Origin of the sequence: Paenibacillus sp. TAB_01, assembly GCF_043945595.1 — a bacterium.
Lineage (GTDB): Bacteria > Bacillota > Bacilli > Paenibacillales > NBRC-103111 > Paenibacillus_S.
In genome coordinates, this window is the sequence record NZ_JBIFNP010000001.1 from 5,698,278 (window position 1) to 5,711,298 (window position 13,021).

The 13,021-nt window shown below is 55.9% G+C and carries 14 protein-coding genes and 1 riboswitch; all 14 genes read right to left on the reverse strand.

The window, feature by feature from the left end; all coding sequences use genetic code 11:
- Positions 1-780 (reverse strand): precorrin-4 C(11)-methyltransferase, encoded by a 780-nt coding sequence (gene cobM / locus ACHHV8_RS27735; protein ID WP_395162573.1) that lies wholly within the window; start codon positions 778-780, stop codon positions 1-3.
- A complete protein-coding gene (gene cobI / locus ACHHV8_RS27740) occupies positions 780-1,505 on the reverse strand; it encodes a precorrin-2 C(20)-methyltransferase (protein ID WP_395162574.1) in 726 nt (241 codons plus the stop codon). Before cobI ends, cobM begins: the two co-directional genes overlap by 1 nt.
- A gap of 26 nt (positions 1,506-1,531) precedes the next feature.
- A complete protein-coding gene (gene cbiE, locus ACHHV8_RS27745; protein WP_395162575.1) occupies positions 1,532-2,818 on the reverse strand; it encodes a precorrin-6y C5,15-methyltransferase (decarboxylating) subunit CbiE in 1,287 nt (428 codons plus the stop codon).
- 38 nt (positions 2,819-2,856) lie between these two features.
- Positions 2,857-3,975, reverse strand: coding sequence for a cobalt-precorrin-5B (C(1))-methyltransferase (locus ACHHV8_RS27750; protein ID WP_395162576.1), 1,119 nt, complete (start codon positions 3,973-3,975; stop codon positions 2,857-2,859).
- An 8-nt stretch (positions 3,976-3,983) separates the two neighbouring features.
- On the reverse strand, positions 3,984-4,634 hold the full coding sequence (locus ACHHV8_RS27755; protein ID WP_395162577.1) for a precorrin-8X methylmutase: 651 nt from the start codon (positions 4,632-4,634) through the stop codon (positions 3,984-3,986).
- 6 nt (positions 4,635-4,640) lie between these two features.
- Complete coding sequence (gene cobK, locus ACHHV8_RS27760) at positions 4,641-5,414, reverse strand: precorrin-6A reductase (RefSeq protein ID WP_395162578.1); 774 nt, start codon at positions 5,412-5,414, stop codon at positions 4,641-4,643.
- A gap of 121 nt (positions 5,415-5,535) precedes the next feature.
- Positions 5,536-6,741, reverse strand: coding sequence for a sirohydrochlorin chelatase (locus tag ACHHV8_RS27765; RefSeq protein WP_395162579.1), 1,206 nt, complete (start codon positions 6,739-6,741; stop codon positions 5,536-5,538).
- Positions 6,742-6,787: 46 nt separating this feature from the next.
- Positions 6,788-8,983 carry a precorrin-3B C(17)-methyltransferase gene (gene cobJ, locus ACHHV8_RS27770; protein WP_395162580.1) on the reverse strand — a complete coding sequence of 732 codons (2,196 nt, stop codon included), beginning with the start codon at positions 8,981-8,983 and terminating at the stop codon, positions 6,788-6,790.
- Between the two features lie 233 nt (positions 8,984-9,216).
- Positions 9,217-9,438, reverse strand: a riboswitch (cobalamin riboswitch).
- Between the two features lie 68 nt (positions 9,439-9,506).
- Entirely contained in the window at positions 9,507-9,719 is a 213-nt protein-coding gene (locus tag ACHHV8_RS27775) for a hypothetical protein (RefSeq protein ID WP_395162581.1), read from the reverse strand.
- Between the two features lie 336 nt (positions 9,720-10,055).
- Complete coding sequence (locus ACHHV8_RS27780) at positions 10,056-10,559, reverse strand: ferritin (RefSeq protein WP_395163646.1); 504 nt, start codon at positions 10,557-10,559, stop codon at positions 10,056-10,058.
- Between the two features lie 149 nt (positions 10,560-10,708).
- Entirely contained in the window at positions 10,709-10,933 is a 225-nt protein-coding gene (locus tag ACHHV8_RS27785; RefSeq protein ID WP_395162582.1) for a DUF1450 domain-containing protein, read from the reverse strand.
- A 154-nt stretch (positions 10,934-11,087) separates the two neighbouring features.
- Positions 11,088-12,080 (reverse strand): NAD-dependent epimerase/dehydratase family protein, encoded by a 993-nt coding sequence (locus ACHHV8_RS27790; protein ID WP_395162583.1) that lies wholly within the window; start codon positions 12,078-12,080, stop codon positions 11,088-11,090.
- A gap of 178 nt (positions 12,081-12,258) precedes the next feature.
- A complete protein-coding gene (locus tag ACHHV8_RS27795; protein ID WP_395162584.1) occupies positions 12,259-12,483 on the reverse strand; it encodes a helix-turn-helix domain-containing protein in 225 nt (74 codons plus the stop codon).
- A gap of 263 nt (positions 12,484-12,746) precedes the next feature.
- Entirely contained in the window at positions 12,747-12,902 is a 156-nt protein-coding gene (locus tag ACHHV8_RS27800) for a hypothetical protein (protein WP_395162585.1), read from the reverse strand.
- Between the last annotated feature and the right edge of the window lie 119 nt (positions 12,903-13,021).

The following is a 13,021-nucleotide window of genomic DNA, read 5'->3' on the forward strand; positions in this document are numbered from 1 at the left end:
CTACGACTTCACCCCTCTGCGGAAACGGTGGGTGAACTCCTTATCGTACAGCTTCGAGCGGTATTCCTCGTTCTCGTGAATGCGCGGGTCCAGCGCCCATCCGGCCAGAATCATCGCGTGGGAACGGATGCCGTTAGCCCGCATATCCTGCTCCAGATTGGCGATCGTCGTGCGCACGATCAGCTGATCCGGCCAAGTGGCGCGCTGTACTACGGCAACCGGTGTGTCTTCGCTCCAGCCGGCGTCCGTCAGCTCTTGCACCACCTTCTTCGTTAAGGTAGCGCTCAGGAACAAAGCGATCGTACAGTGATGCGCCGCCAAATCCTTCAGCTTCTCCAGCTCGGGGACCGGCGTCCGGCCTTCGGCCCGCGTCAGAATGACCGTCTGCGTCAGCTCGGGGATCGTTAATTCGGCCCCGACCGCCGCAGCGGAGGCGAACACGGAGCTGACGCCGGGAATGATCTCGACGCCGATGCCTTCTTTTTTCAGCAGAGCGATCTGCTCCATCGTCGCCCCGAACATCGCCGGATCGCCGGTATGTACCCGCACCACCAGCTTCCCCTGCTTCACCCGCTCAACCATGAGCGCGACCATTTCTTCGAGCGCCATGCCGGCGCTTTTCATAATTTCCGCTTCCGGCTTCGCCTTGGCGATCAGCTCGTCGTTCACGAGCGAGTCGGTATACATCACGACATCCGCTTCCTGCAGCAGACGGAGACCTTTGACGGTAATCAGGTCGGGGTCGCCGGGCCCTGCACCGATTATGTAAATTTTATCCATTATTTTCTCACCACCATCAATGTTAAGTATTCAAGCTCACGCCCCTGCAGCTCGCGGATATCCCGCCAAATCATTTCTTCGGCCGAGGTTACCTTCGTCAGCACCGACGCTTTGTCCACCAGCCCCAAATCGCCTAAAACATGCAGCATCAGGTCGATCACCTTCGCCACCTTGATAAAAACGACGCAGTCGTGCGATTCGATCGCCTGCCGCATCGTGTCGTAATCATCCGTCGCAGGCACAATCGCAATCTGCTCGTCGCCGTCCGCAAGCGGGATCCCTAAGCGGGATGCCGACGCATTTACCGAAGAAATGCCTGGAATCGAAACCTGATGCACCTCCGGGTGGTGCTCCTTCATCAGCCGCATCAAATGAATATACGTGCTGTAAATCATCGGATCACCCTCGGTGACGAAGGCTACGTCTTTGCCCTGCTCCAAGTGCTCCCATACCGACTGCACCGTCTTGTTCCACTGCAGCTCCAGCGCTTCGCGGTCTCGGGTCATCGGGAAGGTCAGGCCCAGCATCACCTTCTCCTCCGTATTCACGTACAGCTCGGTGATCGCGAGCGCGTAGCTCTTAGCCCCCATCTTCTTGCGCGGATAGGCAATAACCGGCGATTCCTTCAGAAGGCGAAACGCCTTCACCGTAATCAGCTCCGGATCGCCCGGCCCGACGCCCAATCCATACAGCGTGCCTAACTTGCCTGTTCCCTGCTCACTCACCTTGGTTCCACCTCTCCTATCCGGGGTTACTCGTTCTTCGTGCCTTGTCCAGGCTCCGCAGCCGCCGTCTTATGCTTAGCGGTAATAATATAAATCGGGTTCAGCCCCTCGAATCTCGTCAAGTCCAGAATCGGCTTGCTCCGCGAAATTTGCGTCAGCGTAATGCTCGTCTCCATACCTTCCTCCGCGAACGCCTTGTTCGCTTCGTACAGGTTCTCAATCGTCGCCGCATTGAGCACGATCCGCCCACCGGGACGCAGCCGCGTGCAGCATACGTGCAGCAGCTCCTTCATTTCCCCGCCGCTGCCGCCGATAAAGACCGCATCGGGGTCAGGGAACTGCTCCAGCCCTTGCGGCGCCCGCCCCTGAACAGCTGTCAGATCGGTGCGGAACCGGTGCATATTCTCAATACAATTGTGCAGGTCGCCCTCGTTCTTCTCGATCGCGTACACTTCGCCGTACCTTGCGATACGCGCCGCTTCAATGGCAACGGAGCCGGTGCATGTGCCGATATCCCACACGATGCTGTCCTCCTGAAGCCCCAGCTGCCCCAGGCTGAGCACCCGGATCTCCTTCTTCGTAATCAGCCCTTTGTCCGGCTTGCGCTGCGCGAAGGCTTCGTCTTCGATGCCGAGCGCCCATGCCCTGCGCGTCCCGGCGGGAGCTGTCAGGACGACGACATTTAACGGGGAAAAAGCCCCCTCGTCCAGCTCGCTCAGCCGTTCCAGCTCATACCAGCCGGTGCGCTCTTCCGCACCGTCCAGATTTTCGGCGACAAACGCCCGGTACTCGGTCATGCCGAAGGAAAGCAAATACCGCGCGATCGCTCCCGGATGGTTGCGTTCGTCGGTCAACAGCGCCACCTTGCGCTTGCCGTCGATCCGCTGGGCCAAGCCCTTCAGGCTGCGTCCGTGTACGCTTGTGACATAGGCATCCTGCCAGCTTTCGCCCATACGCGCAAAGGCCAGCTGCACCGAGCTCATGCTCGGATATATATCCACGTCCAGCTTGGACGCCAAATAACCGCCGATGCCGTAGAACAACGGGTCGCCTGAGGCGAGGATAACGATGCTCCGCCCCTGCTCCCGCTCGGTCCGCAATCCGCTCACCAGCTCGGCCAAGCCGCCTTTAATGACACGCTTCTCCCCCCGGTATTCCGGGAAAAAAGCCAGCTGCCGTTCTCCCCCGGCCAGGATATCGCTCTGCGCGATCCATTCGAGATACATGGGCAGCAGACCGGCTGCGCCGTTGTCCCCGATGCCGATGACCTTTGGTTTGTTATGCTGTTGTTGTAAGCCCGTTGTATGATTCAACGCTCTTTTCTCCTCCCCGCAAACCCACACACCTAGCGTTACCTGTCCCAGCGCGCCGCATGGCCGAGCAGGCTGCCTTTCATCGAGATAATGACCGTCTCTATATCGATCCCGCCTTTGACTTCCTTCAATCCCTGCTCGCAGCAGTAACCGCATAGCAGCTCGAAAAAGCCGCCGTAGCCCCATTCCAGCATCCAATCGCCGACAAGCGCCGCCGTATTGGCCCCCAGCACGGCCTCCGTCTGCTCCTCCGTCGCTCCCGCTTCCCGCGCCACCTGGGCCAGGAAGTTGAAATCGACGGGGGCGCTTTTCGAATGCACCATCATCACCCCTTGGGCAACCTTAGAGAATTTGCCCATCATCCCGACCAGCGTTACCTTAGCGATCCCCTGGTTCTTACACTGCTGCAGCGCAAAGCCGATGAAGTCGCCCATCTCGACAAAAGCTTCCTCCGGCAAATCCGGGTACATGTCGATCCCGTATTTCTCCGTCCGTCCGCCGGTGGATAGGACGATATGCTTGCAGCCGCATTTGACCGCGACACGAATCGCCTGGGCTACGCTCGCTTTATAGGCTGCCGTCGAGAACGGCACGACAATGCCCCGCGTCCCGAGAATGGAAATCCCGCCGAGAATGCCAAGCCGTCCGTTCAGCGTCTTCTTGGCTATCTCTTCGCCGTCCGGCACGCTGACGACCACCTTCACTCCCCGGTGCTCCAGCTCAAACTGGTTCAGCACGGACGCGACCGCCTCGCGCAGCATTTTCCGGGGAACCGGATTGATAGCCGCTTCCCCTACAGGAACAGGCAAGCCCGGCTTCGTGACCCGACCGACGCCAATGCCGCCGTCGAGCTCGAACCCGGACTCCTCTCTCCACGTGACCGCGGAAATAATCCTCGCGCCATGCGTCGCGTCCGGATCGTCTCCGCCGTCTTTAATAATTTCCGCCTCCGCCCGCTCCGCCGTAAATTCACAACGGACAATCTCGAACGTCACGTCCTGCCCAATCGGCAGACGAATCGTCGACTCGGTCTGCTTCTCCTGCAATATCAAAGCGGTCAAGGCTGCTTTCGCGGCTGCTGTGGCGCAGGAGCCGGTCGTATAGCCGTGCCGCAGCGGCTTCGTCTCTTTCGTATCGCTGCCGTTGTTCGCTGCCATAACGCCTGTTACCCTAACCGTTCCGCCATCAGTGAAATCGCGTTGACCGACGCCACCGCTACCGGGCTGCCGCCCTTACGGCCGATATTCGTAATGAAAGGAATGTCCAGCTTCGCCAGTTCCTCTTTCGACTCGGCTGCGGATACGAAGCCTACCGGCACGCCGATCACCAGGCCCGGCTTCGCTTCTCCCGCCTTCACCAGGCGGATCAGCTCCAGCAGAGCGGTCGGCGCATTGCCGATCGCGTAGATGCCTCCGTCGGCTTCGCGGATCGCTTTGCGGATCGAGATGATCGCGCGCGTCGTATTCAGGCGCTTCGCTTCCGCCATCACGTCCGGATCGGAGATGTACACGTGCACGTCGCTGCCGAATTTGGCGAGACGCGGCTTGCTGATGCCGACCTGTACCATCTGTACGTCGGCTACGATTTTTTTGCCTGCGCGGATGGCCTCGATCCCTGAGCGGATCGCGTCGGGATGGAACACGAGGCTGCGCCCCAAGTCAAAATCCGCGGAAGCGTGAATGACCCGCTGTACCACCGGATACTGCTCTGCTGTGAAAGGGTGCTCGCCCAGCTCCTCCGTAATCATGCGGAAGCTTTCTTCCTCAATTTCTTGCGGCTGTACCGTCAACGGTTTAAACTCCGTACCGAAATCCATATCGATCTACGCCTCCTGCAGCAACTCGTTTAGTTTAGTGAGCACATCGTCAAAATGGCCAAAGGACGTGCCGTAATCTACCGCCGGACGCCCGATAACAATCGTCTCAATGCCCATTTCCAGTGCGGATTCAAGCTTTTCGTCCACGGCTCCGACTTTGCCGCTTTCCTTGGTGATCATCAGCGTCACCTGATAGTGTGCGTACAACGCCTTATTTAGTTCCTTGCTGAAAGGCCCCTGCATCGCGATAATATTTTTCTGCTCTACGCCTAGCTCCGCGCATTTCTCCATATTATCCAGGCGCGGAAGCATCCGGGCGACCAAGGTCGTGCCGGGAAGCCCCAGCAGCCGCTTGGCAAAAATATGGAGCGTTTTGCTGCCGGTCGTCAGCATGACGACGCCGCCCTTGGCCGCCGCCAGCTCTGCGGCCTGCTCGTAATCGTCCGCGAACGTGATGAGCGGATGGTTCTCAATGCTGATCCGGTCCCGTTCATACCGGATATAAGGCACCTCTGAGGCCTGGGCCGCCGCAATGGCATTCTTCGAAGCTTCCTCGGCAAAAGGATGCGTCGCATCCACCAAAGCGCGGATTCCCTTCTCGCGGATTAAAGCGCTCAGCGCCTCGGCCGTCAGCCTGCCCTTCATAACGGGCAGCCCGGCTTCTTCCATGAACCGGGCGGCGCTGTCGGTCACGACAGTAGTCAGCAGCGGGTAACCCGCCTGCTGTATTTGCAGCGCGAGCTCCCGGGCGTCGCTCGTTCCAGCCATCACCAGTATCATTTTGTTTGCCCCTCTCTAGCTTAAGATGGTGCGCCAGCTGCTGCTTTATCGTTGGCGTCAAGCGGTCTTTCCGCTTGAGCCTGCTTATGCTCGCTGGATGCAGCCCTGAGCGTGAGGATGCTCAGGGTTGCTTTTTCTCATGTGCGTGATCATGCTGCACTTGTCCGCTCACGCCTACCAGATTGCGGTCGCCCTCATGCTCGTGATCATGATCGTGATCGTGGTCATGTCCATGCGCATGCTCGTGATGGTGCTTATGGTCGTGGTCATGTCCGTGCGTATGCTCGTGATGGTGCTCATGGTCGTGGTCATGTCCGTGCACATGCTCGTGATGGTGCTCATGGTCGTGGTCATGTCCGTGCACATGCTCGTGATGATGCTCATGATCGTGGTCATGTCCGTGCACATGCTCGTGATGATGCTCATGATCGTGGTCATGACTGTGTTCGTGATCATGGTCATGTCCGTGATGATGGTGGTCGTCGTCATGATGATGGTGGTGATCAATATGCTCCATTGCCGCAATCCGGTATTGGCACATGTCGCAGTTCATGCGAACCTCACCTTCAAGCGCCTCAACCGCCCGCTCCTGCAAAATGGTCTTCAGCTTCGGATGAAAGCCGAAATAATCGGCCAGCGCAAATTCATGTTCCGGATATGTTTCGCGGTACTGCTCCAGCATCTGCTCCATCCGTTTGATCAGCACGCCGGTGAACAGAAAGTAAGGAAGGATAATGACTTTGCGGGCGCCAAGCATCAAACAGCGCGCGACGCCTTCTTCCATTAGCGGAGCGGTGACCCCGATAAAAGCCGTCTCGACCCATTTCACCTTGAGCTTCTCCCAGAATAAGCGGGAAATTTTGAACAAATCGCTGTTCGCATCCGCGTCGCTGCTGCCGCGTCCGACAACCAGCACCGCCGTGTGCTCCAAGTCCGTGTGCTCGCCCAGCGTCAGCTCGGCTAAAGCTCCCGCGGATTCGAGCCGGGAGCTCAAAATATCCAGCACCTGCTGGTGGACCCCGATCGGGCGCCCGTAAGTAAATTTCACATCAGGGTAACGAAGCTTCGCTTCATCAATGGCTGCCGGAATATGAATTTTGGCATGACCCGCAGCAAATAAAGTAATTGGCACAACGGCTACGTGCGTGGCCCCTTGACGAACGCAATTCGCGATCCCTTGTGCTATGGACGGCGCTTCAAACTCCAAAAAACATGTCTCCACCAAAGGACCTTCAAGTCCTTCCGCAACGGAGCGGACAAATGCCCTGATCTCCTCGTTCCCCTCGGCATCCTTGCTTCCATGGCCAACAAATAAAACCGCCTTCATCTATGTACCTCCCATGTTTAGTCTTGCCTTCGTCCGTTCTCTCCGCTTAATCTCCGCAAACGGCATTTTCTATTGTAAAAACAGGGAGCTCTTGATGTTGGTACCCCTCAATTTGCTTGACCCGTTTAAAAAATTTATGGAATCGCTCATTCGGATGCCCTTCTGCGACATAGCGCTGCACAATCCGCTCGATCGTATTGACGATCGCTTCCGGCTCGATCCCCTCCGCTACCGGCTGCGCCGGATGGGCATTGCGTCCCACCGTCTTGCCTCCAAGAAACAGATCGAACTTGCCTTTGCGGTACACGATGCCGATATCTTCATTCACTGCGCCGTAGCAAGCCATACCGCAGCCGTTCAAGCCGATGCGCAGCTCCTTCGGCACGCGCAAGCCGCCCAGGCGCTCCTGAATCTCCTCCGCGTAAGGGATCGCGTCGCCTTTCTCGGCGTTGCAGAAGTCGCACGCCTTCAGCTGCGCCACATCGCCGATCGGCGCAAGCAGGAAGCCTTCCGCCCGAAGTCTGGACGTGACGGCCTCGGGATTGTCGGTCGGGATGCGCACAATCATCTGATGATGAGGCGTGTATTCCATCGTGCCCTTTTCACCGACCACATCGGCCAGGGTCAGCATCTGCTTCGCCGTAAACTTCTTCTCGACGACGCCCGGACTGACCGCTAGCTCAAAAATCGACTGCTGGCGGAACAAGCCCGCGCCCGCAAGACCTTGCGCCGGGGGAGTCTCTACGCCCTTGGCCCTGTCGGCCAGCTGCAGCGCCTCCAGCGCCAGCATCAGAGACGCGGCCGGGCTGGCGGGGCTGCGCTCCTGAACCGCCACCGCTGCGCTGCTCTCTGCCACCGCTGTCAGCACGCCCACGCTCACACTACGTGCTGCTCCGTCCGCCGCAGGCCCTGCCGGGCCACGCTCGGAACTCGCTGCCAGCACTCCGCCCACGCTCACACTACGTGCTGCTCCGTCCGCCGCAGGCCCTGCCGGGCCACGCTCGGAACTCGCTGCCAGCACTCCGCCTACGCTCGCACTACGCGCTGCTCCGTCCGCTGCAGGCCCTGCCGGGCCATGCTCGGCACTCGCTGCCGGCACTCCGCCCACGCTCGCACTACGCGCTGCTCCGTCCGCTGCAGGCCCTGCCGGGCCATGCTCGGCACTCGCTGCCGGCACTCCGCCTACGCTCGCACCACGCGCTGCTCCGTCCGCCGCACTGCCCGACGGCCCTCGCTCCGCTCCCGTGGGCAGTACTCCGCCGCCGGGCGCCTGCGCTCCGCTTCCTGCCGCCGCGTTTCCGCCTGCGAGCCGGCTGTCTCCTGCTTCACGCATCTCCGCCTCCGACCATTCATCGTCGTCCGGCTCCTCCCAGGCCCAGTCCTCGTCGCCCTGATCCTGCAGCAGGCCGTCCGTTTGCCTCAATGCCCACGGCTCGGCAGCCTCCTGAAGCCGCTGATGCGGACGAAGCGGCTGTACGTCCGCTCCGAGCGTGTACTTGCGCTGGTAACCGCGCGGCGTAATCATCAGGCCGTCGTATACGGTCGTCGACGAATTACCGATAATGACGGTCGTCAGCATGCCGATGTCATGATCCAGCATATCCCGCAGATTCGTCAGCACCACATGCTGACGGTCGCGATAGGCGCTTTTGACAATACCGACCGGCGTGTCTGGCGAGCGGTATTTCAGCAGAATGCGCTGGGTTTCCACGATTTGCCGCGTGCGTCTCCCGCTGCGCGGGTTATACAGCGCAATAACGAAATCCGCCATGCCGGCAGCCTCCACCCGTTTGGCGATCAGCTCCCAAGGGGTCAAATGATCGCTCAGGCTGATCGTGCACGCATCATGCATGACAGGAGCCCCAAGCAGGGAAGCCGAGGAATTGATCGCCGAAATTCCGGGGATAATCTCCACCTCAACGCCATGCTGGCGGCTCCAGCCTTTTTCCATCAGCACTTCATAGACCAGTCCGGCCATGCCGTAGACTCCGGCGTCGCCGCTCGAAATAACCGCTACCTTCTTCCCGGCTTCCGCCTGACGGACGGCTTCCTGCGCTCTGCTGACTTCCTCCGTCATTCCCGTACGCACGACGGACTGGTCCGACAGCAGTCCCCGGATCAGATCCACGTAGGTATTGTAGCCGATGATGACTTCGCTTTCCTGAATCGCTTCGCGCGCCCGCTTGGTAATATGCTCAAAGCTGCCGGGTCCGAAGCCGATAATTAACAATTTGCCTGCCATCACGCCGGGCCTCCCCATCTACATTGTATTGTCCTCATATTAAGGACTATGATAAAAGTCGAAGTCTAGTCCATTCGAAGCACAACTAAAAAAAGCATTCCCAACACATGCGCAATGTGTTAGAAATGCTTCTGTAATCATTATCCGTCTCCGGCGGCCGCTCGCAGTACAACCGTACCGTCCGCCCCTTTGATAAGCCGATCTCTAACACCTCCCTAAATCCTCGTAGGTCAACAGTGTTCTGAAGCTAGGCAGGTCTCCTGACTTGGAGCATTCTTACCGATGCCTTCCCGGGCTTTAGATCTGAAGCCCAGTGGCGTTTACATCTCGGAAAGACTGCCGATAATCGTATCGGCGCTCCTTACAGTGGCGGGTCCGCGCCGGATTTGCACCGGCTTCCCTTTTAAACCGAACGGGATTGCATCCCGCTCAGCACCTATTTCAATGATATGCAGTTGTTTAAACTTCATCATATCACTGGGAGTCAAGATTTGTCCAGACAAGGGGGTATCCGCAGGGGCAATTAAGGAGTTTGCGAACACCGGGCATCCCGTTTTTTTATGTCCAGGCTGAAGAAGGCTCCTGCAACATTCCATAATTCTTTCTGAGTTTCTGGCGTCGTCGGTAAAAAGGCTCCCGGATTCGGCACAGCAGACGCTGCTTCAAACGATTCCAGCGGGATCCGAAGCTGCTCCAAAATGACTTTGATATCAATTGTCTTGGTTTGCCCCTGCATACTTATTGACCACACTCCATCCAATTCACTTTACATCGCGTGTGCTTGTATAACTTCAGTATACCGGAAGCTGTCAAAAAATAATGTCACTTGCTGGAGGCCTCCGCTTCAGGATCCTCAGTATTTTTGTCGAAACGGAAACTATAAATAAATCTTTATGAAGATAGTCATGTTCCGCTAAGACCGCAGTCATAGTCCGTTATTCATCCGCTGCATCCGTCCTCACCCTCGGGCCCGGCATAAGCCGATTTTCGAATAGCAGCCACGAAAAAAAAGCCGCCCGCACCTTATGGCGCAGCAGCTTGGTTGACTTTATATATGTACCAATAGAATAGGTTAGGCGGTCGGCGGTGTGAAGACACGCTGCGCGAATTCCGCATCCAGCATGTAGAAAGCGTTGCTGTCCCTGTCAATGCGCTTCAGCTTCTGAATGATGCTGTCAAACATCGCTTCTTCTTCCACCTGCTCATCGATAAACCATTTGAGAAACTGCATCGTAGCATGCTCACGCTCGTTCAGCGCCAGATCGGATAAATGATAAATCCGCTTCGTAACGATTTGCTCATGCTCATAGCCATGCTCATACACCTGGAGCACAGAATGATAATCGTTGTTCGGGTTGTCCATCCCGGCAATGGTCGCACGCCGTCCGCGGTCATTCAAATATTTATACATTTTCATCGCATGGAACCGTTCTTCTTCGGCTTGAACGATAAAGAAATTGGCAAAACCATCCAAACTTTCACCGGAGCAATAGGCAGCCATCGCCAAGTATACCTGCGAGGAATAAAACTCAAAGTTCATCTGTTCGTTCAATGCCTGGAACAGCTCATCTGACATCAAGTGGGTATCCACCTTCCTATGGGTCTATTGTAGTTATTTCGCTCTCATTCCCGAAATATACAATAAAACCAATACTATTGCAACGAACAGCGCAGGAGAGAGGATCCATAAAAAAGTCATCAAGAATCGCTCCTTTCCGCGGGAAGCTACCCGATTCTGCTTTTCAGTTCTTTATAGAGCTTTTTCGCCGAAGGGGCGCAAATCAGCTGCTCCGACTTGCCGAACAATACCATGCAGCCTTTCGAACAGGCCTTACAGCTGCCGAGACAATCGCGTTTCTTGTGCTTGATATCCGGAAACTTGCTCTTCATGGCTTTGTAAACGGATTTGGAGCCTTGCTTCAGGTTTTTACAGCAGTACTTAATTTTCATATGGCTCAGCACTCCCTGTCGTCGTCGCTCGGTAAGAACCTATCTCAAATGATAATGGTTCTCATTATCATTGTCAATACAGGAATAAGCATCCGACAAGCCCCAAAGCCGCAAAAAATAAAGCTGCTGTTTCCTTTTTTTCCTTTTTAGATGACTAGCTGGCCGTTTCCTTGACCAAATCATGGGCATGCGGCCTGGCGTCCGAGCACGTTATGCCGTTATGGAGCGCATCCATAAACCGCCTGTACATGTAGTCCCCTACGATCTGCGTCAATCCCTCCTGCAGCTTGATCCGCGGCCGCCATCCGAATTGCTCCTCCGCCTTCTTGTTCGATACGCAGAGGTGAACGAAATCCTCCGGACGCGCAGGCATAAATTTCGGAACCGCTTTTTGATCGAGCATTTCATTCAGCATGTCGACGAGATCGACGATCCGGATCGATTTCCCGCTACCTATATTATAGGTTTCTCCTCCATCCAAGCTTAAGGCTTGAATATTGGCGGCTGCCACGTCCGTCACGTAGACGAAGTCCCTGGTCTGCAGCCCCTTGCCGTACAAAACCGGACGTTCGCCGTTCACATAGGCATCCACCGTATCGTAAATTACCTCGCCCGAGCCTCCAGGCTTCTGCCGCAAACCATACACATTCGTATACCTCAACAAGGAATAACGGAGACCGTACAGCGCCCCGTATTGTTTGATATATTCTTCCGCCGACAGCTTCGCTCTTCCGCTGGCCGTCAGCGGAGTGCAGCGGAACGTTTCGTCCACGGGCAGCAGCTCCGTTGCGCCGTATACATCGGCGGAGGAACCGTATACAAACTTGCGGACGGGAAATTCCCGGCACATGTCCAATAAATGGATCAAACCGCGCAAATTAGGGTTCAGTCCCTTATACAGCAGCGACTCGTCTACATCGGTCTGCTCCGCCAAATGGATGCAGTAATCCGGCGCTTCCTCTTCGAATATATCGCGAAGCTCCCTGCTCTCCAGATCCGTTTTGTATATTTTGCATCGCGGATTTGTTAAAGCTTCCCCCTCCGAATCCAAACGGTCGACAATCACAACCTCCAGACCTACCTTTAAAGCGTATTCCGCCGTGTGCGAGCCTATAAAACCGGCGCCGCCGGTAAGCAGCACTTTCATGTTTCTTCCTCCCTGCGGGTTATGGAAGAGATCGGCCCTTCCATTTATTTTTGATACATAACGTATCTCTGAATTGATATAAAAAAGCACTATTCGCACCAATCCAAATAGCGCCGCGGCAGTACGCTTCTTGTCAAAACGCTTATGATGCCGTGACTGCCATGCCGGCTCGGCTTCCTTACGTGGGGGGAAGCTGCTTGCTGCTGTCCGGGCCCTCCATCACATAATCCACGCTTACGGAAAAATACTGGGCGAGCTTTTTCAATGTATCGTATGTAGGCTGTCTGCGATCGTTTTCATAATGGGACAATGCTGCGCGGGTCACACCGATAATCCTGGCCAGTTCTCCTTGCGTTAATTGCCTCTCTCCCCTCAACTGGGAAATACGTTTTCCTAGTTTCATGACGCCGTATCTTTCCTTTCCCGCAAGTTTCTATCTCATACCGATGGCACGCCGTAAATTGGGGCGGGTTCTATGAAGCTGTCAAAGGCTCTTAAACCTGATTATACATGTTTTCCACTTTCGATACAATTCGTATCTAACAGTTTGTCAAATTAATTATTCTGAATGTTTACAGTCCGGCTTCCAAAAAAAATCCCACAGCATAAAGGCTGCGGAATTTTCCTCTTGCGTATGTGTAGCTCGCAAGCTTGCCTATGTATGTATTATTTCTTGGAGTCCCCGTCATCTGGCGACTGAGGATCTTTATAGGAAGAAGGCGGGGATTGAAGAGTAAACGTTTTCTCATCAAGGTTCAACTGTTTCATAATGCGATAAATGTCCATGGAAATGACCTTCCGGTTCGAGTAGCTGCTACTCATTTCGTAACTCTCTCCCTTTGTCTCATTGTTATTTCCGTTGCTTCCACCGGCTGTTTATAGTATCACTCTATGATACATTTTGTATCCTGTCAAACAGTAAAAACGTCAACAAAACGGGA

Coding starts and splice junctions, on each gene's coding strand:
- ACHHV8_RS27780 (WP_395163646.1), bottom strand. CDS start 10,559: ATGTCAGATGAGCTGTTCCAGGCATTGAACGAACAGATGAACTTTGAG.
- ACHHV8_RS27790 (WP_395162583.1), bottom strand. CDS start 12,080: ATGAAAGTGCTGCTTACCGGCGGCGCCGGTTTTATAGGCTCGCACACG.
- ACHHV8_RS27755 (WP_395162577.1), bottom strand. CDS start 4,634: ATGGATTTCGGTACGGAGTTTAAACCGTTGACGGTACAGCCGCAAGAA.
- cobJ (WP_395162580.1), bottom strand. CDS start 8,983: ATGGCAGGCAAATTGTTAATTATCGGCTTCGGACCCGGCAGCTTTGAG.
- ACHHV8_RS27775 (WP_395162581.1), bottom strand. CDS start 9,719: ATGCAGGGGCAAACCAAGACAATTGATATCAAAGTCATTTTGGAGCAG.
- ACHHV8_RS27750 (WP_395162576.1), bottom strand. CDS start 3,975: ATGGCAGCGAACAACGGCAGCGATACGAAAGAGACGAAGCCGCTGCGG.
- ACHHV8_RS27795 (WP_395162584.1), bottom strand. CDS start 12,483: ATGAAACTAGGAAAACGTATTTCCCAGTTGAGGGGAGAGAGGCAATTA.
- cobM (WP_395162573.1), bottom strand. CDS start 780: ATGGATAAAATTTACATAATCGGTGCAGGGCCCGGCGACCCCGACCTG.
- ACHHV8_RS27765 (WP_395162579.1), bottom strand. CDS start 6,741: ATGAAGGCGGTTTTATTTGTTGGCCATGGAAGCAAGGATGCCGAGGGG.
- ACHHV8_RS27785 (WP_395162582.1), bottom strand. CDS start 10,933: ATGAAAATTAAGTACTGCTGTAAAAACCTGAAGCAAGGCTCCAAATCC.
- cobK (WP_395162578.1), bottom strand. CDS start 5,414: ATGATACTGGTGATGGCTGGAACGAGCGACGCCCGGGAGCTCGCGCTG.
- ACHHV8_RS27800 (WP_395162585.1), bottom strand. CDS start 12,902: ATGAGTAGCAGCTACTCGAACCGGAAGGTCATTTCCATGGACATTTAT.